This is a genomic window from Paraburkholderia sp. Ac-20347 (genome assembly GCF_017104805.1).
GTDB classification, from domain to species: domain Bacteria; phylum Pseudomonadota; class Gammaproteobacteria; order Burkholderiales; family Burkholderiaceae; genus Paraburkholderia; species Paraburkholderia tropica.
In genome coordinates, this window is record NZ_JAAGPN010000108.1 from 1 (window position 1) to 21658 (window position 21658).

The 21658-nt window shown below is 58.5% G+C and carries 15 protein-coding genes and 3 pseudogenes; 5 read left to right on the forward strand and 13 right to left on the reverse strand.

The window, feature by feature from the left end; all coding sequences use genetic code 11:
- On the forward strand, nt 1-99 hold a 99-nt coding region (locus G3N97_RS20465; protein WP_205993551.1), incomplete at its 5' end, for an IS3 family transposase.
- Between the two features lie 59 nt (nt 100-158).
- On the opposite strand, the pseudogene G3N97_RS39495 reads toward G3N97_RS20465, so the two are convergent.
- The 6 genes and pseudogenes from G3N97_RS39495 to G3N97_RS20495 all read right to left on the reverse strand — a co-directional run.
- Nucleotides 159-500 (reverse strand): annotated as a pseudogene (locus G3N97_RS39495) (enoyl-CoA hydratase-related protein); the annotation flags it as partial.
- 698 nt (nt 501-1198) lie between these two features.
- On the reverse strand, nt 1199-2755 hold the full coding sequence (locus G3N97_RS20475; protein WP_205994836.1) for a methyl-accepting chemotaxis protein: 1557 nt from the start codon (nt 2753-2755) through the stop codon (nt 1199-1201).
- A gap of 515 nt (nt 2756-3270) precedes the next feature.
- Complete coding sequence (boxA, locus tag G3N97_RS20480) at nt 3271-4512, reverse strand: benzoyl-CoA 2,3-epoxidase subunit BoxA (protein WP_205994837.1); 1242 nt, start codon at nt 4510-4512, stop codon at nt 3271-3273.
- Nucleotides 4513-4595: 83 nt separating this feature from the next.
- Nucleotides 4596-6023, reverse strand: a complete 1428-nt coding sequence (gene boxB / locus G3N97_RS20485) for a benzoyl-CoA 2,3-epoxidase subunit BoxB (protein ID WP_205994838.1) — start codon at nt 6021-6023, stop codon at nt 4596-4598.
- 28 nt (nt 6024-6051) lie between these two features.
- On the reverse strand, nt 6052-7725 hold the full coding sequence (gene boxC / locus G3N97_RS20490; protein ID WP_205994839.1) for a 2,3-epoxybenzoyl-CoA dihydrolase: 1674 nt from the start codon (nt 7723-7725) through the stop codon (nt 6052-6054).
- A gap of 103 nt (nt 7726-7828) precedes the next feature.
- Nucleotides 7829-8809, reverse strand: coding sequence for a helix-turn-helix transcriptional regulator (locus G3N97_RS20495; RefSeq protein WP_241030702.1), 981 nt, complete (start codon nt 8807-8809; stop codon nt 7829-7831).
- A gap of 192 nt (nt 8810-9001) precedes the next feature.
- On the opposite strand from G3N97_RS20495, the gene G3N97_RS20500 reads away from it, so the two are divergent.
- Together G3N97_RS20500 and G3N97_RS20505 are read left to right on the forward strand one after the other, a co-directional pair.
- The gene (locus tag G3N97_RS20500) at nt 9002-9481 is read left to right on the forward strand and encodes a DUF4863 family protein (protein ID WP_205994852.1); all 480 of its coding nucleotides are present in this window, start codon (nt 9002-9004) and stop codon (nt 9479-9481) included.
- 19 nt (nt 9482-9500) lie between these two features.
- A complete protein-coding gene (locus G3N97_RS20505; RefSeq protein WP_205994840.1) occupies nt 9501-11117 on the forward strand; it encodes a 3,4-dehydroadipyl-CoA semialdehyde dehydrogenase in 1617 nt (538 codons plus the stop codon).
- A gap of 31 nt (nt 11118-11148) precedes the next feature.
- On the opposite strand, the gene G3N97_RS39500 is transcribed toward G3N97_RS20505, so the two are convergent.
- The 5 genes and pseudogenes from G3N97_RS39500 to G3N97_RS39510 form a co-directional block, all read right to left on the reverse strand.
- Nucleotides 11149-11709 (reverse strand): transposase, encoded by a 561-nt coding sequence (locus G3N97_RS39500; RefSeq protein ID WP_346778093.1) that lies wholly within the window; start codon nt 11707-11709, stop codon nt 11149-11151.
- Nucleotides 11710-11724: 15 nt separating this feature from the next.
- A complete protein-coding gene (locus G3N97_RS39505) occupies nt 11725-12309 on the reverse strand; it encodes a transposase (protein ID WP_241030703.1) in 585 nt (194 codons plus the stop codon).
- A 93-nt stretch (nt 12310-12402) separates the two neighbouring features.
- Nucleotides 12403-13905 carry a M81 family metallopeptidase gene (locus G3N97_RS20515; RefSeq protein ID WP_205994841.1) on the reverse strand — a complete coding sequence of 501 codons (1503 nt, stop codon included), beginning with the start codon at nt 13903-13905 and terminating at the stop codon, nt 12403-12405.
- A gap of 459 nt (nt 13906-14364) precedes the next feature.
- The gene (locus G3N97_RS20520) at nt 14365-15663 is read right to left on the reverse strand and encodes an MFS transporter (RefSeq protein ID WP_205994842.1); all 1299 of its coding nucleotides are present in this window, start codon (nt 15661-15663) and stop codon (nt 14365-14367) included.
- Nucleotides 15664-16196: 533 nt separating this feature from the next.
- Nucleotides 16197-16574: pseudogene (locus G3N97_RS39510) on the reverse strand (3-keto-5-aminohexanoate cleavage protein); the annotation flags it as partial.
- A gap of 160 nt (nt 16575-16734) precedes the next feature.
- Here G3N97_RS39510 and G3N97_RS20530 point away from each other — a divergent pair.
- Nucleotides 16735-17307, forward strand: a pseudogene (locus G3N97_RS20530) (aldehyde dehydrogenase family protein); the annotation flags it as partial.
- Between the two features lie 324 nt (nt 17308-17631).
- Entirely contained in the window at nt 17632-18012 is a 381-nt protein-coding gene (locus G3N97_RS40185; RefSeq protein ID WP_346778094.1) for a winged helix-turn-helix domain-containing protein, read from the forward strand.
- Between the two features lie 699 nt (nt 18013-18711).
- Here the strand turns inward: G3N97_RS40185 and G3N97_RS20540 are convergent.
- Both G3N97_RS20540 and G3N97_RS20545 read right to left on the reverse strand, forming a co-directional pair.
- Nucleotides 18712-20235 carry an amidase family protein gene (locus G3N97_RS20540; protein ID WP_205994844.1) on the reverse strand — a complete coding sequence of 508 codons (1524 nt, stop codon included), beginning with the start codon at nt 20233-20235 and terminating at the stop codon, nt 18712-18714.
- Nucleotides 20236-20238: 3 nt separating this feature from the next.
- A complete protein-coding gene (locus G3N97_RS20545; protein ID WP_205994845.1) occupies nt 20239-21600 on the reverse strand; it encodes an aminotransferase class III-fold pyridoxal phosphate-dependent enzyme in 1362 nt (453 codons plus the stop codon).
- Nucleotides 21601-21658: the final 58 nt, after the last annotated feature.

The window sequence follows — 21658 nt, forward strand, 5'->3', positions numbered from 1 at the left end:
AACGCCTACATTCGTTGGTACAACGAGAAACGGATCAAGGGCTCCCTTGGCTATCTCAGCCCCATCGAATACCGTGAAAGCTTGGGATTAACGACGTAACCCAGTCCAAGAAAATGTCCGCATCCCCGGTGGGTCAGGATTCGGTGAACGCCAACAACCCGTGCGATCACGGGCTTTTTGCATCCATAAATCGCGTGCATCATGTCTGCGAAGCGCGTCGCGTCCAGTTGATTCCCGTCCGGATCGTTTGCGCTCGCACGCTTCATCCATGCCAGATCCGCACCTGCGCAGAACACACTGCCGTTTGACGAAAGGACGACGAGTCGAACGGTGTCGCTTGATGAGAGAAGACGGAAACAATGCGTCAGCTCATCAATCATCGCTTCGTTGAACGCGTTGTGGACTTCCGGTCGGTTCAACGCAAGATGAGCGACTCCGCTTTCATCGATCATCAAGCTAACGGTCTCGAAAGACTCATTTAGTGAAGTCGAAACAAACATATTTTTCCCATGATTGGGGTAAGAGTAAGGCGGTAGGCCACCGTGTCCTTCGGACAATTTCGATCTGGCATACCACGCGTGTCAGACCAATAATTCCGCTCGGTAGGAGGGCGCTGCTTCAACAGTTCCATCGGAACTCCTGCGTTGGTTGTCTCTACGCGCCGGGATCGCCGCGAAAAAAAATCCGCCTCTAATCAGGCGCCCGATTTGCCCATGCATTAAGCGAATCAGTTAAACGGAAGTACCCGAATTCCTTTCATCCGGGCGAATGAGGCCTTCATCGACGGCCGTGCAATCCAGTTCGCAACATTGCCCGGCGCGACGCAGCGACCCAACAATGAAGCGACGTACGCCAGGTCTTCCGAAGTCGCGTGCCATTCCGCCTCGCTTACGACACGGTCATCCAGTGAACCGCACACGCGCAAGGGCGCAGATCAGGCGGTTGAAGCCTTGTCTGATACGGTCAACCGGAGATTGACGAAGACCTTCTCAAGCACCTCGTTCCAGCGGGTGATCGCAGCGACCGAGCCGTTGATGCAGTCGGCACTAGCACCTCGCAAATGTTGAGCATCGGCACTTCACACTTGACGAGCTTGCGACCTGGGACACCCCCTGGAGTTTGTCGTGTTTGAACCGAACTGGCAGTAGTGCGGGCTACTGACGGTCAGCCAACCGAGCATACGCGTGCAAGGCGCACCTCACGAACTGCCCAGCTGGAACACTGAAACTGCCTCGGCCATCGATTCCGCCTGCTGTTCGAGCGCACCAGCGGCAGCTGCAGCCTGCTCAACCAGGGCCGCGTTTTGCTGAGTGACGTGATCCATCTCAGCAACCGCGACACCTACTTGCCTGATCCCCTGGCTCTGCTCGTCGGTCGCCGCGGTGATATCGGCCATGATGGTGGCGACACGCTGCACGGCCGCCACGATCTCTGTCATCGTCTGTCCCGCCAGCGTGACCTGTTCGTTGCCCACCCTGATATCTTCGACCGACGTCATAATCAGTGTCTTGATATCACGAGCGGCGCCCGCGCTCCGTTGAGCGAGCATGCGCACTTCGCTTGCCACGACTGCAAATCCTCGCCCCTGCTCACCAGCGCGGGCTGATTCGACCGCTGCGTTAAGCGCAAGTATGTTGGTCTGAAACGCTATGCTGTCGATCATTCCAGTGATGTCGGCAATCTTCTGCGAGTTCGCATCAATTGAGCCCATGGCCTGGACAGCGCGCTTTATGACATCCCCACCGCGCAAGGCGATATCCGCAGCAGTTTTCGCTAATTCGCTCGCCTCGCGTGCGTTATCAGCATTGTTCATGACAGTGGATGTCAGTTCCTCCATGCTAGCCGCCGTTTCTTGCAACGATGCCGCCTGACGCTCGGTACGACTCGAAAGGTCGAGATTGCCAGTGGCAATTTCTCGCACGCCCCCATGGATCAACTCGCACGTCGAGCGCACATTGCTAACGGTTCGCGTCAGTCCGTCACGCATGCGCGCCATCGACGCAAATAGCCTTCCCAGTTCGTTCGATCCAGCTTCCGGAACCGGTGGCGTGAGATCGCTTCCCGCAATCCGGTCAAGCAGTTCTGATGCGGCCTGCAGCGGCTGCAGTACAATACGGCCAAGCGCAAAGTGAACTGCAACAATCAAAGCTAGCGCGAAAGCGATCCCGGCTGTCACCATGCCCAGCACATACCGGTATTCACGTTCGGCTTGTGATGCGGACGTTCTCGAAAGTTTCTGCGCAAGATTCTGAAAGCGTTCGAGATTGGCAGAATATTTACCGCCCGCGGGAGTCACATCGCGGTTATTAGTGATCACGTAAGCATCCGTTTCACCGCGCTGCAACTCATCGAACGCCGCTCGAAGGGCCACACCCAATGCCTTGGACGACTCCACAAGCTCTCCCTTCAGGCGATCATCTTGACCGGCAAACCGCGCGGCGGCAGCAAAGGTAACAACGGCATTGTCGGCATCCTTGATCGACGCCTGGGCGCTATCAAGCGCCGCGCTTCGGATGCCCGCATCGCCGCTTTCCTTCATGACTGAATAGGCTCGCATAAGAGCTCCGCGAGTTCGAGTCATGTCCTTATATAGATCGTTGGCCAGAATTACCTGATCCGAGATTTCTTGACGATCTCTAGCATTCTCGTTTGCGCGGCCCAGAGTGAGCACGCCAACTGCCCCTCCCGCTAGGATCATCAGAGAAAAGACTATCAGAACAGCAAGCAAACAGTGCTTCACTGAAATGTCGCGCATGGGAACCCACTTGTTCATCATTCTGGTTTAAACGCGAGATCCCGCCGTTTCCTGGTGCGCGGAATCCTTAGAGAGATGTCTTAAGGTACGTTACACATTCTGACGGCCCGGTTGCGATGCTGGATACGGTAGCCGATGACGCTGGATACGGCAGCCGATGATCAGTCTCGGAGCAGCTGCCTCCAGGCTGCTCCTACGTGCTCGTTTCGTCCTTCTTGAACAGCACCGGACGCAGGAGACATGGCCCCCGGTTAAAGAACGACACATCGAATTACCGAAAGTGCGAGTTCTTCGACTATCTCGTTGAACCCGTTGCGCACTGTCTGCCGATTTAACAACACCCGAACAACGGCGTCGGCATGTCGTTGGCGTCAGCCTGGATACGGATCATCTACAACGATTTTCCTTTCGATGACGCGATGCATACCACTTCTTCCAGATGCCAAGAACAACGTCAACCGACGCCTTCGTTTTCTCCAACTTCAGACTATGCGACGTCAGCCGGCTGATTATTCTTAGTAAGTCTCAAGGTGTAACCTACCCTCTCTCTTGAGGCGTGGCCAAAGCGCAGTCCAGTCAATGCCCGCTTCATCCGCAATCTGCTGTAGCACCTGCAGGACACCCTCTTCCATACTCTTGAGGCCGCATACATAGATATACGTATTCTCGTCCTTCAAAAGATGAGCAACGTCGGCGGCACGCTCGCGCATCGCGTCCTGAACATGGCGCTTTGGCCGCCCCGGGGTACGCGAGAACGCGAGATTCGTATCGACGAAGTCCTTCGGGAGATTCGTCAGCGGACCGAAATAGGGCAGCTCTTCCTTGGTCCGGGCGCCAAAGAACAACATCAATTTGCCGGTCGCTCCCTTCAGGCGGTGGCGGCGACGATATTCGGTCATCGCACGCATCGGCGCAGCACCCGTACCCGTACAAATCATCAGGAGATGCGTGTTCGGATGATTGGGCATGAGGAAGGTGTTGCCGAACGGACCGATAACCGTGACGCTATCGCCCTTCCTCAGATTGCACAGATAGTTCGAGCACACGCCATCCACGTCGTTGCCTGCGTAGTCCCGTGTAACACGTTTCACTGTTAGCGAGACGTTGTTGTAGAGTGGACGCTCCCCGTCTCGCGGGTTCGCCAGAGAATATTGACGGGCGTGGTGGGGCCTGCCATCCGCCATGTTCCCGGGCGGCAACACACCGATGGACTGCCCCTCGAGCACGGGAAACGGCAGCGAGCCGAAATCCAGAACGATGTGATGAATGTCGCTCTCCGCCGTCTCGTCAGTGACCCGGTAGTTGCCCATCACCCTGGCGGTAACCGGCGTCTTGTGCGTGTAGAGATTCACATACGGCTTCGCCGCGGACCAGGGTGGTAAGGTCGAGCCGCGAATAACGTCGACGTCAGGCGCGTTGGTCTCCTCGCCAGAATTCAGTGAGACATCGAAACGGGGGATCTCGATTGAAGCGCCAACGGACGCATTCTGCGCGGGTAGTTCGTCCCAGCTGAACTGCTCGTCGATACTGTAGGCGTCGACTTTAAGGACATTGCGCCAGTTGTCGATTGCTCCAGTCGGACACGGCGGCACACAGGCCATGCAGCCATTGCACAGCTCTGCCTTGACTACATAGTTGTTGCTGTCGTGGGTGATTGCGTCGATTGGACACGTTTCTTCGCAGGTGTTACACCGGATGCAGATTTCTGGATCAATCAGGTGTTGCTTCAGTACTTCCATCGGAATGACGGCATTCATGGTTGTCTCCCTACGTCTGGTTCGGGGGCAACGATATGCCCCGAACCAGGCGCCTGATCAGCCTATGTGGTGAATCAGGCGAATCAGTTAAAACGAACGTATTCGAAGTCCACTGCCTGACGATTGATGCCCATCGGCGGCGGTGCGATCCAGTTCGCAAACTTGCCCGGCTCCACGCAGCGGCCCATCAGTGACGCCACGTACGCACGATCTTCGGATGTCGGAAGCCATTGCGCCTCGTTTGCGGCCCATTCGGTCTCGCTCACGACATGGCCATCCGGGGAGATGCGCACGCCGGCGAACGTACCAATCTGGCGGTTAAACGCCTTGTGAGGCACCGTCAGGCGGAAATCGATGCCGGCCTTCTCAAGCACTTTGTTCCAGCGGTTCACGCCAGCGACCGAGTCCTTGATGTAGTCGTCGCGCAGTACCTCGTTCATCGCATTGAGCATCGGCACCTCACGCTCGACGAGCTTGCCATCCTGCACATCCAGCAGCTTGTAATGCTGGCCGTTCAGTTGATGGTCGTCGTCGCGCTTCGTTTCTTCATAGCGCCCCTTGAGACCCGAGCTGTAGAACGTCGCGGCATTCGATGACTGGTCCGCGCCGAAGAGGTCGATCGTCACCGAATAGTGGAAATTCAGGTAGCGCTGGATGGTATCGAGGTCGATAACCCCGGCAGCCCGCAACTTCTTCACATCGTCGGTCTTCAGCTCGTTCATCACCTGCGCCGTGCGTTGCACAACACGCGAGACGCCCGACTCGCCGACGAACATGTGATGCGCTTCTTCCGTGAGCATGAACTTCGTAGTGCGCGCCAGCGGGTCGAAACCCGACTCGGCGAGTGCGGACAGCTGGAACTTGCCGTCGCGGTCCGTGAAGTACGTGAACATGAAGAAAGCAAGCCAGTCCGGCGTTCTTTCGTTGAATGCCCCGAGGATGCGGGGATTGTCGTCGTCCCCCGATCGACGGTCGAGGAGCGCCTCTGCTTCCTCGCGGCCGTCACGTCCGAAGTAGCGGTGAAGCAGATACACCATCGCCCAGAGGTGGCGACCCTCTTCCACGTTGACCTGGAACAGGTTGCGCAGGTCATACATGGACGGCGCCGTGAGACCGAGGTGGCGCTGCTGCTCCACGGAAGCGGGCTCCGTATCGCCCTGCGTGACGATAATGCGGCGCAGGTTCGCACGATGTTCGCCTGGCACGTCCTGCCACACGGCCTCGCCCTTGTGCTCGCCAAAATGAATCTTGCGATCCTGCTCGCCGGGTGCGAGGAAGATGCCCCAGCGATAGTCGGGCATCTTGACGTGGTCGAAATGTGCCCAGCCACCGGCGTCGACGCTCACGGCGGTGCGCAGGTACACGTCGTAGCCGTGGGAGCTTTCGGGGCCCATATCATCCCACCACGACAGGAAGTTGGGCTGCCACTGCTCGAGCGCGCGCTGGAGTGCGCGATCGTCGGCCAGGTTGACGTTGTTCGGAATTTTTTCGCTATAGTTAATCGTAGACATTACGTTTCCTTAGGCAGTTTCAGGGACGTCAGACGCGTGCGATGTCGAATTGGGCCTTGCTGCCTTTGCCGTAGACCTTCAACGCGCCTTTTTCGCCGACGGCATTCGGCCGGTTGAAAATCCAGTTTTGCCAGGCAGAGAGGCGACCGAAGATTCGTGTCTCCATCGTCTCGGGGCCGTTAAAGCGCAGATTTGCCTCGAGACCGGTCAGTGCGTCGGGAGACATTGCTGCGCGCTCTTCGAGCGCAATGCGGACTTCGTCGGCCCAGTCGATGTCATCAGGCGCCGCCGTGACCAGCCCGAGGCGTTCCGCCTCGACCGGCTTCACCTCATGACCAATCTTTTCGCGCACCGCAGTCATCGGGCCCACTTCGTCGTAAAAACGACGTGCCAGACGCGACTGATTGGTAATCATCGGGAAAAGGCCGAAGTTCGCATCGGAGAGCACAATTGCTGGCTCTTCTTCTTCGTTCGAGGGCAGTGAGGCCATGTACGTACGGTCTGCAGCAAATGCGAATTCTGCGAACGTGCCAGCGAAGCACGAGCCCGGCTCGATCAGGGTGAAAATCGAACGCGATGAGACGTCAATGCGGGCGAGCGTTCGGCGCAACATGCCGATGGTTTCACGAACGAACCAGTGTTCGCGATGTTTGAGCAGCGAGGCATCAGCCGCCAGAACGGACTTTGCGTCGCCGGACGTCTTGAAGATCCACGTCCCAACCTCGAGCTCGTTCGTGCGCATTGAAAGGATGGCGTCGTCGAGTTCGCGAGCGAACTGCAGCGGCCACCATGCAGCGCCGGCCGATACGATCCCTTCGATGGTCTCCGGGAGCAGACCCACGGGAGCCTTGACAGTGAACGTGGCCGTGCGTTTGGCACGGTCGATTTCCACGTCGACTGTCGCGTAGCGCAGGCCATCGGCATGCTCTACACGTTCAATGCGCGTCAGCACAATGCCTTGCGCTTCTGCGGGACGATCGCTCTGGGAGGCAAGCTCCAGGGCACGTGCCTGAACGGCCTGATTGAACTGGTTGGGCTTCACCACTTCGTCAACGAGGCGCCACTCCTTGGCGCGCTCTCCGCGAACGCCTTCGACGATGGTGCTGAAGATGTCCGCGCGGTCATGGCGGACCTTGCGCTTGTCCGTCACGCGTGTCAGGCCGCCCGTACCCGGCAGCACGCCTAGCAGCGGCACTTCGGGCAACGCAACCGACGATGAGCGGTCGTCGACCAGCATGATTTCATCACACGCGAGCGCGAGCTCGTAACCGCCGCCAGCACAGGCGCCATTGACTGCTGCAATGAACTTCAGTCCCGAGTGACGTGACGAATCTTCGATGCCGTTGCGCGTCTCATTGGTGAACTTGCAGAAGTTCACTTTCCATGCATGTGTCGAGAGACCAAGCATGAAGATGTTCGCCCCGGAGCAGAAAACGCGATCCTTCAGGCTGGTCAGAACGACCGTCCGCACTTCCGGGTGTTCGAAGCGAATGCGTTGGAGCGCGTCGTGCAGCTCGATGTCGACACCCAGGTCGTACGAATTCAGCTTTAGCTTGTAACCGTTGCGGATGCCACCTTCTTCAGCGATGTCAATGCCGAGAGTGGCGACAGGGCCGTTAAAGCTCAACTTCCAGTGCTTGTACTGCGAGGGTTCGGTGCGGTAGTCGACTTGAGTGACCAGCGGTGCTTCAACTGCGGACATGAACTTTCTCCTGATGGGGGCATTGTCGTGAACGCACAATACTGCACCACCAAGAGGAAGTAAATCACACTAATGCACTTTATTGCATTTTAGTGGTAAACCCTCATACAGCCTCTCCGCTTGAGAGCTCCATTCCAAGCCGGGCCGCGAGGCGGTCGCGAAGCTGGAGATAGGCCTCAGCGAGGCTCTTGCCGCTGGTATCAAAGGTCATGTCGGCACGCCCATAGAGCTCGCTGCGGCCGGCGAGGATTCGTTTGAGGTCTTCCATTGCCTCCGCATTGCCGGACATCGGACGCAGGTCGCCTTGAGCGATGACACGGTGCATATGGTCCTCAGGCGTCGCTTGTAGCCATATTGTGTAGCAGTGGCCAAGCAGGGTGTTCAAGGCCCCGGCATCCGAGACGAGCCCACCTGGCGAAGCAATCACAGCGCGCGGATGCTCAGCGACAACCGCCTCGAGTGCGCGATGCTCGTAGCGACGGTACGCGTTCGCGCCGTAGAGCGCATGAATTTCACCGGGGGGGCACCCTGCAAGCTGCTCAATGACACGATTCAGCTCAACGAATGGAACATTCCGTTCCTGTGCGAGCATTTTGCCGAGCGTAGACTTGCCTGCCCCACGCAGGCCGATAAGGGCGATTCGCTCGAAACGATGGGGGTCGCGAGGAGCTTGCGCGAACAACTCGGTCAGGGCCTGTCGTGCATGCTGGAGGGATGCTTGATCCCGCCCCTGCAGAAGTTCGCGGATAAGCCGCCACTCCACGGACAGCGTCGTTTCATCGCCGATGACCTCGGCTAACGAGCAATTCAGCGTCGCGGCCAGTTGGCGCAACACGAGGACCGAGGCGTTGCCCTCACCGGACTCCAGGTTCGCCAGATAGCGCTCAGACATCCGCGCCTCGAGTGCCAACGCCTTGCGCGTTATCCCTTTGCGCGCGCGAAGCAGGCGAACCCGCTCACCCATCGCGGTGAGAAATGGATCGCGCTCGGACTTCTCCGGCTCCCGCTCGACTCCAGGTGCCGGCACCCCTTCCTGTTGCCCGACCGGCTGCACTTCAGATTCAGAGTAAGTTTGCTTCATCATTTGCGCCCATCACGCACAGTTACATGCACTATACTGCTTGACATTGGTGTTCGAGCCAGATACTTTGGCCAAAACATTGACTGAAGACAAATCGACCTCGGTAGAGGAGCTGCGATTCAATTCATCTCCACAGGAAACGCACGCCCCATACATGCATCAAAGTGCGTGAACAAGGAATTCAAGAGATTCAACATGTCCCCAAATGAATTTCAACGGCTGATCGCAAGCGTCACGCGCGAAATCGCGGACCGCGATCTGAACAGCAGCCTCGCGGACTGGCTCAATCGCACGTGGCCCCCTCAAAGTGAGAAGTATGAGGCACTCGCTGACGCGTGCCGCATTGGCGTTGAACAAGGATGGCTATGCAACCGGGAAGCCGGCGGCATTCGCTTCGGTCGGATTCTCAAGGCTTTACCTGAAACCAACGGCTTCTCAGTCGACGTTGTTCGCATGAAGGATCTTGTGGGCCCACAGCACGTCCATCCAAACGGTGAAATCGACCTGATCATTCCACTCGAGAACGGCGCTACGTTCGACGGGCACCCTGCAGGCTGGTGGGTCTATGGGCCGGGGAGCGCACATTGTCCGACAGTCGCCAACGGTGACGCGCTCGTCCTCTACCTACTTCCACAGGGCGCCATCGAGTTCACTCCCGCGCCCTCCCCGAACTGAAAACATTAAAGGCACCGGCATGACGCATGTACTGGAGAACTATCTCGCGGGTCAATGGGTCGAGGGAGCACAACCCTATACCACGTTAACTGACCCTGTAACTGGCGAGGCCCTTGTCAAGGTTTCCAGCCAGGGCCTCGATCTGGCCAACGCATTTCGCTATGCACGTGAAAGCGGTGGAGACATGCTGCGACGCCTGACATACGGCGCGCGTGCAGCAAAGCTCGCCGAAATCGTTCAACTGCTGCAAAGCAAGCGCGACGATTACTACGCTATCGCGCTCGCCAATTCCGGAACGACCAAAAGCGATTCCGCCGTCGACATCGACGGCGGAATCTTTACGCTCTCGTACTATGCGAAGCTGGGCGCCACACTCGGCGATAAGCAGGCACTGCGCGACGGCGATGCGGTATCTCTCAGCAAGGACGCAACATTTCGCTCCCAGCACATTCTCACCCCAACGCATGGCGTTGCACTGTTCATCAACGCATTCAATTTCCCGTCATGGGGTCTTTGGGAGAAGGCAGCGCCTGCGCTGCTCTCCGGCGTGCCAGTGATCATCAAGCCGGCGACAGCAACGGCATGGTTGACGCAGCGAATGGTCGCTGATGTAGTGGATGCGGGAATCCTGCCTTCTGGAGCGCTTTCGATTGTCTGCGGCAGTTCCGCTGGCCTGCTCGACCAGGTCGGCGCATTCGACGTGGTTTCATTCACGGGCTCCGCTGAAACCGCAGCCAAATTGCGTGCGCATCGTGCGTTCGTCGAGCTAGGCGCCCGTCTGAACGTCGAAGCCGACAGCCTTAACAGCGCCATCCTGTGCGCAGACGCAGCGCCTGGCACCGACGCCTTCGACCTATTTATCAAGGAGGTCGTGCGCGAGATGACGGTCAAGTCGGGGCAAAAGTGCACCGCGATTCGCCGCGCGTTTGTTCCCGAAGCACACCTGTCCGCCGTCGTCGATGCGCTGAAGCCGAAGCTCGCAAAAGTTACCGTCGGAAATCCACGAAACGAGGCGACACGTATGGGCTCGCTCGTGAGCCGCGAGCAGCTGGAGAATGTGAAGTCTGGAATCGCGACCCTTCGCGCAGAAGCTGAACTGGTCTTCGACGGCGCTCACGTGCCCTTGCTCGACGCGAACCCCAGAATTTCTGCGTGCATCGCTCCGCACCTCTTCGTCGTGAACGACCCGGATAACGCGAGCCACCTGCATGAAGTAGAGGTGTTCGGCCCGGTCGCCACGGTGGCACCTTACCGCCCGGCTGATGCGGACAACCTTCCCGAGTCTCACGCGATTGAGCTGGCGCGCCGCGGCGACGGATCACTCGTGGCTTCGGTTTTCTCGAATGACGATGCCCATCTCGGTCGCGTCGCGATTGAGCTTGCAGGCACACACGGTCGCGTGCACGCCGCCTCACCTTCTGTCCAGCAAACCCAGACCGGTCACGGCAACGTCATGCCCATGTCACTCCATGGCGGGCCTGGTCGGGCCGGTGGCGGCGAAGAACTAGGGGGCCTTAGGGCACTCAACTTCTATCACCGTCGTACCGCCATACAGGCCCCGGCGGCTGCGATCGCGGTCGTTGTGGACAGTTGTCCCTCGGACAATTTGTCCTTTCGTCAGGGCCTGGAGCAATGATGACTACCAAACAACTTAACAATACAGGACTCTAGATCGTCACGTCGGGGTCAAGAGGCCAAATTGGTCGTCGAACATTCTTAAACGGGAACTTCTTGAAGTCGACCGCTACCAGCCCTCCGGTGTCGACAAAGACAAGCTCACGCGCAATGGGTTCAAAATCTGCATGGAAATAGTTTATCCCTTTGCATGCGAGGATATTGATTATTTTAGGTTCGATCCCGAAGATGCGGTATTGCTCCTGGACTTCAGGGGCCGTACGCTCTGCGCGTCGCTGCAGGATCGCGGTCTTTCGTGCGGCATGACGATAGGTCCACGCTGCCTCGATGAGTACCCGCCGGAGATGGCCGTTGCCGGCCTTGGTGATGCCACCGCGGCGCTCGCGCTTGCCGCTGGAGTGTTCGCTGGGTACTAGGCCCAGATACGCCATCAGTTGGGGCGGCCCGGCGAACCGTGTGAGATCGCCGAGTTCCGCGACCACCGTCACAGCCGTGAGCAGACTGATGCCGCGCAGCGCCATCAACGCCTCGATCACCGGCCAGAGCGCGCTGGCGTGCGCCGCCGTCTCGACTTCGTGGTCGAGGCTGGCCACGCGCCTGCCGCAGGCCTATACCGTGTCGATATATTCGTGCAGTACGATCTGTTGCTCCGGCCGGGCGAACTTGATGCCCTCCAGCCAGCGCCAGTGGGCCTGTGTCCACCGGGAGCGGCCCGCGTAGCGATGGCCATGGCGCGACAGAAATGACAACAGCCGTCGCTTCGCCGGACGTTGCAGATGCTTCATGTCCTCACGCGCACGGGTCAGATCGCGCAGCGCCTCCTGTGCCTGATCCGGAATCCATACAGGGCTCAACTCGCCGGCGCGATGCAGGCGCGCCAGGCTTAGGGCATCGCGCCGGTCGGTCTTCACGCGTTCGCCCGGCTTCTTCGGAATCAGCGACGGAGCGACAACCTGGCAGTCCTGCTTGAGCTCGCGCAGCTGTCGGCAAATGGTGTAGCCACAGGGGCCGGCTTCGTAGCAGAACGCCAGCCGTCCCGTGCCCCGCTTGAGCTGTCCAACTAGTTTCGCAATGGTCTCGGGTGTGTTCAAGATCTCGCCCAGATAGCGCACTTCGCCGGCCGTGTCGGCGACCGCCACGGCGACCGTTTCCTGATGTACATCCAGGCCCACGTACTTGCTAAACTTGTTCATGACCTGCCCCCTCAATGCGGCTCCGAGCCGCGGTGTAGCCCACCTCAAGCTTAATCCGCGTACCTTGAGGTGCGGCAGGTCCATACATGATGTCTAGATCGTCACGTCGGGGTCAAGAGGCCAAATTGGTCGTCGAACATTCTTAAACGGGAACTTCTTGAAGTCGACCGCTACCAGCCCTCCGGTGTCGACAAAGACAAGCTCACGCGCAATGGGTTCAAAATCTGCACGGAAATGGTTTATCCCTTTGCATGCGAGGATATTGATTTTTTTAGGTTCGATCCCGAAGATGCGGTATTGCTCCTGGTCTTCTGGCTGCATGCGCTTCGAGACCACCAGCACCGACACATTGTTGTCTTGGATAAGAGCGCTCTCACCAAGACTACCGACAGTGCCTGTTGAATATGGCCCCTTGCGCACGTAGTTGCCGTCTGAAATACTCCGCACGACACCCGATACACGGACCGGAGCGCCGCTGTATGTTTGATCTCCTCTCCCGCCAACCTCTAGCTCGATCTGTTTGCCAACCCCAGCGCTGACCGCAAGGCTAGCCGCCTGCGGATCGAAAATCGGCCCTACCACCGTGTCAGCCAGATTCGCTTCAAGGAGCGCGCTCAACAGACGTGTTCCATCACCGTCTGCACCTCCGGCCGGACCGTCCGTGTAATCGACCAAAATCAACGGACCGCTTCCTCGCGGAGCACACTGGGCGTGCTCAACGGCGTCTGTTACAGAGACATGTTCGATACTTACGTAGTCGCGGCTCTCCCAGCCCGCACGCATAAGGGAATCTGCAACGGCTTGAAACCGATCATCGTCACCGTTTCCAGTGACCGTAACCGACGGCCCAGCCTCGAAAACGTCGCCGTAGTAATAGCCGGCGTTCAATGCAACGTCTAATACATCGTCATCCATAGCCTCAATTTCGCGAGCTTTCCCCAGCAACTCGTTCATTGGCCCACCGGAGCCGACGGTTCTCCCCATATCAAACCCCGCGAGCATTGGTAGCCGCGATACATAGACTTTCGGTCTAGTTCTGCCGTGCATCGCATCGTCAAGGAGACCTGCGGCACGGTAAGTGGTTTCCCACTGATCAATATGCGGAGTAGTGCGAAAGCTCGTTGTGATGTCTGCCAGGCGAGCCATCCGATCAGTAAAGTTCGTGTGCAGATCAAGCGCGAGGGCGATGGGAACAGTTTGTCCAACGACACCCCGCACTCGCTCGAGGATCTCTCCTTCACAGTCAGGATAGGCCTCGGAAAACATCGCGCCGTGAAGCGCGAGCAGAACTCCGTCGACATGCCCAGCTTTGCGCAGTTCGTCGATTAGCTGTCCGCTCAACCTCTCGAAGGTTTCGGACGTGAGTGGGCCTTTGGGCGTAGCTCTAGCGCAAAACGGGAAAATAAGCTCCCAGCTTTTCTCACGAGCAGCGACCAAGATCCCGCCTTCGGTGGAACGGCTGCTGACTAAGTGTGGGTTGCTGCTTACATAGCCGACTTCTGCACCGCAAAAATCTTCCATGGTCGTGTAACGCTTACTGAAGCTGTGGCTCTCGTGAGAAATGCCGCAAGCGAAGACTTTCAATTTGACCTCCATCTATTCTCTTTACACCGCCGGTGAAGACGGCCGGTACCTTCTGAACCTCACCACACCATGTCTGTGCAGCGCATGCTTCCCGCACCTTTGATATCAGGGCGCGACCGGAACCGCCTCTGATCTGAGTGCGATTTTTGGCAGGATTTTCCTGTATCGCTCGACGAACGTCCGTACTGCCGAAATAAATCGTACGATTTCTGGATCTCCGATCGGCGCGCCCAAGACTACGTATCCACGGCTTGCTATGTACATACCGTGCTCGACAAGATGAAATGAAAGCAGATATTTGTACGCATCAGAACCGCTTACCAGGTCGTCAATGGAATGCACCTGAGGGAAAATGATATTTCCATTTCGACCGAGTTTGATGATCCAGCAGATCGAACGGACACTGCAAAGAACCTTATTAAATGAATAATCAAACGAAGAAGAAAATCTTCCCTCTTTGGGTGATTTGCCCTAGATGTGACCATGGCGCGCGCGATCTTGCATCGCCAGGAGCGCAGGCAACGTGAACAGTGCGCTCGCCGTCAGTAACCATCCCGCAGTGGCCCCGGACCCGGAAATCGAGACGGCCCAAGTCGTGAGAAATGGAGAGAAGCCGCCAAAGATTCCAGCAAGTCCAGCGCCGACCGATACGCCAGTCGACCTCAATCTGGTCGGAAAGAGCTCCGCGAGAGATGCTGGCCCGGCCCCGGAGTAAAGCACGAAAATAAGGTTCATCAGCAATTGCACGGCGATATACTCTGCGTCCGATAGGCCGGAAACGATGAATCGATAAAGGGGATACGAAAGAAAGACAAAGAACACGCAGCTAAAAACGAGCAGTGGTTTTCGCCCGATTCGATCAGAAAGCGCTCCCGCTAGCGGTGCCGCCACAACAACCAGTGCGAGCGAGGCTGTGCCACTCCAAAGCGCGACAGGACGCGAAATGTGCCCATAGGTAATGGCGAACGAGGGCATGAAAACGGCGACCATATAGGAACTGACGGACCAGAAGATCAAGAATGAAAAGCCGTGAAAGATCGCTTTTAAGAATTGTGTTCTGCTTGTCTGAACATGCTCTTCGCTATGCACAAACACGGGCGACTCCTGAACTCGCCTCCTGACGTACCACCCAACGGGTCCGAGAAGCGCGCCGACGAGGAACGGAAGCCTCCATCCCCAGGACGTCAATGCTTCGGGGGAGAGCATGCTGCTCAGTACCGCAACCGCACCAGAGCCGAGAAGAAGTCCGCAGGCGATGCTCGATTGCTGGAACGCTCCGAAGAAGCCTCGCCGTTTACTCCCTCCCCATTCGACAAGGAAGGTCGCTGCGGTGCCCCACTCCCCACCCGCAGAGAAACCTTGTGCAAGACGTGCCAAGATCAACAGGATCGGGGCGGCGATACCTAACGACTCGTACGTTGGAAGTAGGCCGATCGCTGTGGAGCTTACTGCCATCAAAATCATCGTCGTTGCCAACGTCGTATGTCGGCCGAATTTATCGGCAATACGTCCAAAAATGACACTGCCTAACGGGCGTGCGACGAAACCAACACCGAACACGCCAAACGAGGCGAGCAGCGAAGTTAGCTCGTCATGCGAAGGAAAGAAGTTCTTTGCGATGATGGTTGCGAGAAAACCGTACACACCAAAATCGAACCACTCAAGGACGTAGCCGACCATGCCGGCGGTTACTGCGCGTCGCTGCTCCCCGATGCTGGGACGAACTGCAGCATCAGCGCTCGACTCTTCCTGCAGGTAGATGCTCTTCATCACTGTTGACCCGGTTAGATTGACTATCATCCTAGTAAATTGTTCAGCGTCGTCGTTTTCATTGTTCACCGTACAATTAACTTTTACCTTGTTCAAAAATAGTTGGCAAGCAATGGTTTTTGCTTAGCAAGAAGATGACTGTGGAAGGTTCGACGCACCGTCGAACTGTTGGGTGCATGGTCAACTGGATCACAGTGGCCGCCGTTCGCTAACGCCTGCCCCCCTTTAGAGGTGGCGCGAAGATTTGTACAGCGGGAGAGATGGATCTGCCGGGTTCTCAGCCAGCGATAATACGAACAAGGAAACCACGGAAATGGCCAAAAGAAACCGACGCTCGCGCTCAACGGCACTCAAAATGAAAGTGGCACCGATAGCGGACAAGGGCGAGCGCACGCTAGTCGAACTGGCGCAGCAGTCGATGTGTAGCCCAGGCGCGGCAAGCGCTTGACCGCAACAATCATGCTGGGCTGTCGGTATAGCGCGGGGGTCTTGGCCGGTGGCCAGAAGTCGATGGCGGCGCTCAAGGTACATCTCTCGGACCCGGCCTCCATGCCTCTCATACGCACTTCGAAGGCTATTTCCCATTTTTCGCCCGGGAGTTCGCGAATCATGTCTCTGTGTATCCCATCTCCCGCCGAATTGTTGCGTGCGATGTCACAACCTGCATCGCGAATGCGCTCGTTTATCGCACGGCGGACATCGGCATCGCAGGTGGCGCCGTTGTCTGGGCACATCGCATGCATCGCGGCTATGCTCACACCCGCCCTCCGGCGGCGCGCCACATCAATCCCTCTTGACTGGGTCGGGAAATTCGGGCCTTGAGAGTTGCGAGCCACACCGGCAATCGAGGCAATAGTGACAATCACCTTGCGTTTCATCGCGATGTCTCCGATTGTGCTTGGAGATATCATTGTTTTCCTGGACCCGCCTCAATTCAGTCGTCGCGATGACAATTGGCGGTAGGGTTTTCACAAGAGGCTTTCCACGAAACACACATGACGCGCCCCCCCAATTCGGGGGCGATACCTCACCCACAACGCACACTGGGCAAGTTGCTGGAGGGCTCGGACAAGCAGGGAGCAACTGGAGAACGTGAAGGCTGGAATTGCTGCGCTTCGCACGTAAGCTGGCTTGGCCCTCGATGGCGCTGACGTGAACTTGCTGGACGCAGACCCCAACGGATCAGCGTGCATCGCGCCGTACCTCCTCGTCGTGAACGACCCGGATAACGCGAGCCACCTGCATGAAGTAGAGGTGTTCGGCCCGGTCGCCACGGTGGCACCTTACCGCCCGGCTGATGCGGACAACCTTCCCGAGTCTCACGCGATTGAGCTGGCGCGCCGCGGCGACGGATCACTCGTGGCTTCGGTTTTCTCGAATGACGATGCCCATCTCGGTCGCGTCGCGATTGAGCTTGCAGGCACACACGGTCGCGTGCACGCCGCCTCACCTTCTGTCCAGCAAACCCAGACCGGTCACGGCAACGTCATGCCCATGTCACTCCATGGCGGGCCTGGTCGGGCCGGTGGCGGCGAAGAACTAGGGGGCCTTAGGGCGCTCAACTTCTATCACCGTCGTACCGCCATACAAGCCCCGGCAGCTGCAATTGAGACTCTTGTGGGCGGTTGCTCTTCGTCCGCCTGACCGCCACTCCCCGTGGCAACAAGGACTCATTCAAACGCTCAAACGACCCGATCTTCGTCAACAAGGTTCGCGAAATCGAGAATTGCAGTTCTGATGGAGACTCGAGCGCAGGCTGTCTTGATGTGCCGAGCGTTGCCAGCAGCGTAAAGTACGCATGTCATACGTTCGACAACAGCAGGCCGCATTTCAGACAGTTACGCAGCCGGCCGTTCGATCTGCTCACGCTGGACACCGCGCATCGGGTCGGGAGGCCGACGAAGTGCTGTGCCAGGTCCGTCAGAATCTCGCTGAACTGAAGGTTGTCTCTGCAAACCGTTGAGTGCGGTGGCGCCGCTCAAGCGCATCGGCATACTGTTGCGCGCCCACAGTTCGAGCGAGGCCATGGTTGAGAAGAAGGTGTTTGGCGATTATGAATTCGATCCGGGCTCGAAGCGCGTGTTTGTGCGCGACAATTCCGTCACGCTGAGGCACAAGGAGTTCGAACTCGCGCTGCTGCTTTTCAAGCATATGAGCCTGCCACTGTCGCGCTCGCAGATTCTCGACGCGATCTGGAGACAGGGTCTGGGCATTCTCTCCCGTTCGCTGGATACGCACGTGTCGATGGTGCGCACGAAGCTCAGCCTGCGGCCCGAAAACGGCTATCTACTGAGGCCGGTTTACGGCTATGGTTACGGGCTCGAACGGATCGACAAGGACGAAAGCTGAGAGGCGCTATGTTGGATTGACGAATAATGAAAAATGGATTCGATCCGAACGCATCTTCAAGCGGCATTTCGTTGCAAGGGCACAGACTGTGCCAATAGCAAAACGAATTTTTAACTCTTCAGGCCAGCTCTGCAGTGGTCAAGCGCGTAGACGCTACTCCGAGCATTCACACGGAAGCGTAGGAGTTCCAGTCTAGATACCAGCGGACGCGTAGCGTAGTCGAGACGATCGTCGCGGGTTCGAACTCGGCGCTGACCTGTCAGTGCGTGCACACTCGCTGACATTCACTCTCTGTTTCGCCGGGCGCGGGAAGCGGATACACCCTGTCCGATGGGCCGGGCACCGCAGGAGCGGTCATACCACGGACTGCCAGTATGCGCAGTCGACAGCACGGCTTCGAGAAACCGGCGAATGTCGGATGCGTCCGGGGCAGCCCCTTCGGCTTCCAGCACGATATCCCCAGACTGTAAGCAGCCTTCGGGGGTCCCAGATCGTGCCGGTTCGCGCTCGACTTCTGCGCAACCTCTCGACAACCGACCCTTGAGCGCTTCCTTCTGCGGAGATACCGTCGTATGGACAACGCCAGGAGCCATTGGCGCCATGACAACAGCTCACCGTGGCGCCCGGCAATTTTCGGCGTAAGCAACCGGCGCGAACTTCCGAAGGCCGAAGTAGCGAGAAACCCTCCGCCACGACGTATCAAACCAGCGACGTCCCGACGCCACGCCGGCCCTCGTTATCCGTGTCCCGGCTCGGAAAAGCGACCAGCGACTTCAAAGAAGGCTCGATGACGCACCGAGCAAGCGCAGGTAAATCGGGGCGCGGCCGGCTCAACTCCCCCGACGAGGAAAACGCCGACTCCAGCGCCTCTGAGATATCGAGCGTGCGCCGGTCGTCGCGGAACGGCCCGATTACCTGCAACCCGAACGGCATGCCCGCCTCGTCGGTTCCACATGGCAAGGTCGCCGCCGGATTCGTGCATAGTGTGACCACATAAGTCAGCGAGAGCCAGCGGTAGTAGTTCGCCTGCGCTTTCCCGCCGACGCAGTTCGCGAACATTTGTGTCCACGGAAACGGGGAGACAGGCGTGGTCGGCGCAAGAATCACGTCATAGCGGCTGTACAGCTGCTGGAAGCGTCGCATGATCGCCGTTTGCGCGGCGTGAGCCGATGCTGAATCGGCAAGTGTCATCGCCGCGCCGAGCTCGTAGTTGGCCCGTGTATTCTGACCAAGCGAATCTGGATCGTTTTCGTACGCGACGCGCAGCCCCGCGACAAAGCTCTCGGCCCGAATCACGTCGAAGGCGCGGTGCGCATCGGCAAAATCCAGTTCCACCGGCTCGCACACGGCGAACATCGCACGCATCGCGTCGAGCTTGCGGCGGAATGTACGCCGTATATCGTCGTCGACGTCGCACACGCCAAAGTCCTCGGTCCAGCCCACGCGCAAGCGGCTCAGATCGATTTCGCGTGGCGCGAGAAATGCATCCGTATCGATCGTGTAGCTCAGCGGGTCAGCGCTGTCGAGACCGGCAGTCGCGGCGAGTTGCAGTCGCGCTTCGGCAACACTTCGCCCCATCGGCCCGACCACCGAAATCGGCGTCCAGCCGAGCAGTTTGCGCGGGCTTGGCACGAGCCCCGGTGACGGACGAAAGCCGACCACACCGCATAGCGCAGCGGGAATGCGAAGCGAACCGCCCGTGTCGGAGCCCGTGCACACCGGCAGCATGTCGCATGCGAGCGCGGCTGCCGAACCACCCGACGAACCGCCAGCATTGCGGTTCGGATTGAACGGATTGCCCGTCGCGCCCCATACAGGGTTGCGCGTGTTCGCTCCCGCACCCAGTTCAGGCACGTTGGTCTTGCCAACGACGATCGCACCCGCCGCACGCAAACGCGATACGAGCAGATTGTCTTCACCAGGCACGAGGTCGCGATACAACGGTGAGCCGTGCGTCGTCAGCAGCCCAGCCGTGGCTTCGAGATCCTTGATGCCAGCGGGCAAACCATGCAGCAGGCCAAGCGGGTCGCCACGCATCACAGCATCTTCCGCTGTTTTCGCCGCGCGCCGTGCCGCGTCGTAATCGGTTGCGGCCATCGCGTTCACGTACGGATTGATCGCCTCGATTCTCGCGATGCAGGCATCTGTGAGTTCGACCGGCGAAATCGCCTTTCTCCCGATCATTCGCCGCAACTCTGGCGCGGTCAGTTCCACGATATCCATGCGTTAGCTCGCGGGTTTCTCGCCGCGCGGCAGCAGGTGCGCGTAGCGTTCGATGAAGTTCGCCACCGCCGATTCGAAGCGTGCGATTTCCGCGTCGCCGACCGGCAGACTCAACACGACGTAACCGCGCCGCGCAATGTAGATGCCGTGCTCGATCAGATGGAAGAAGAACAGGTCCTTGAACACGTTCATCGACGCGTCGATGTCGCGCACCGAGCGCACTGGCTGGTCGGTGATCTGCAGATTCATCAGCGAGCCGATGCCGAAGAAACGCAGCGCGACGCCCGATGCGCGAAACCGCGAGTTCAATGCCTCGCGCAGTGCGTCGCCGCGCTCTGTAAGCGCGCGCGAGGCGGCGGGCGTATAGATCTGAGTGAGGCCGATCCAACCCGCAGCCATCGTCATCACATTGTTGTTGAACGTGCCGGCGTGCTGGAGCGCGCCGCTTCTGCGCGGATCGAACAGCGCCATGATGTCAGCGCGACCACCAAATGCGCCAAACGACATGCCGCCACCGATATATTTGCCAAGCGACGTCAGATCGGGCTCGATGCCGAGCGAGGCTTGGAGGCCTCCTGGTGCAAGACGCGAGGTCATCACCTCATCGAACATCAGCAACGCACCGTGCGCGCTCGCGAGCTCGCGCAATCCCTTCAAAAAGGACGCTTCGCCAACGATGCAACCCGACGCACCCTGCATGGGCTCGACGAGTATCGCTGCGACTTCGGAAGCGTTCTCTTCGAGCAGACGCCGCACGCTGTCGAGATCGTTGTACTCCGCATAGAGAAACTCGTGCGGCACGTTGATCACATTCGCGCCACGCCCGAAGGTGAGCACACCGCCGTGATAGCCGCCTACGAACACGATCACCTTGCTGCGCCCTGTAAAAGCTTTCGCGGTGGCCAGCATCATGAGATTGGCTTCGGTGCCAGAATTCGTGAAGCGTACCGTTTTGAGCGACGCAAAGCGCTCGCACACCGCTTTCGCAAGACGCGATTCGAGCAGATTGTGCGCGCTGAGATTCAGGCCGTCGTCGAGGGCCGCATTGATGGCCGTGCGAATCAGCGGATGCGAATGGCCGTAAATGCCCGCACTGAATTCAGCGATGAAGTCAAGGTACTCGTGACCGTCCGCGTCCCACAGGCGGCAGCCCTCGCCTTTGGCCATCGCTAGCGGAAAAGGTTCGTAAAACAACACCGAACGGGTATTGCCGCCGGGCATGACCTCGGCCGCGTGTTCGTACTGTTGCGCGCTTTGCGGGTTGCGCGCGGCGAACGCCTCAGCGGCCGCGGCGAGAGCCTCGCCAACCGTTGCGGCTTCACTGCGCACATTCGCGTGCGCCTCGACAAGGATCGACGTCGTCATTCTGTGGTTTCCTGCTTCGTTGAGCGGTATAGCTATAAACAATATATCATTGTACGGT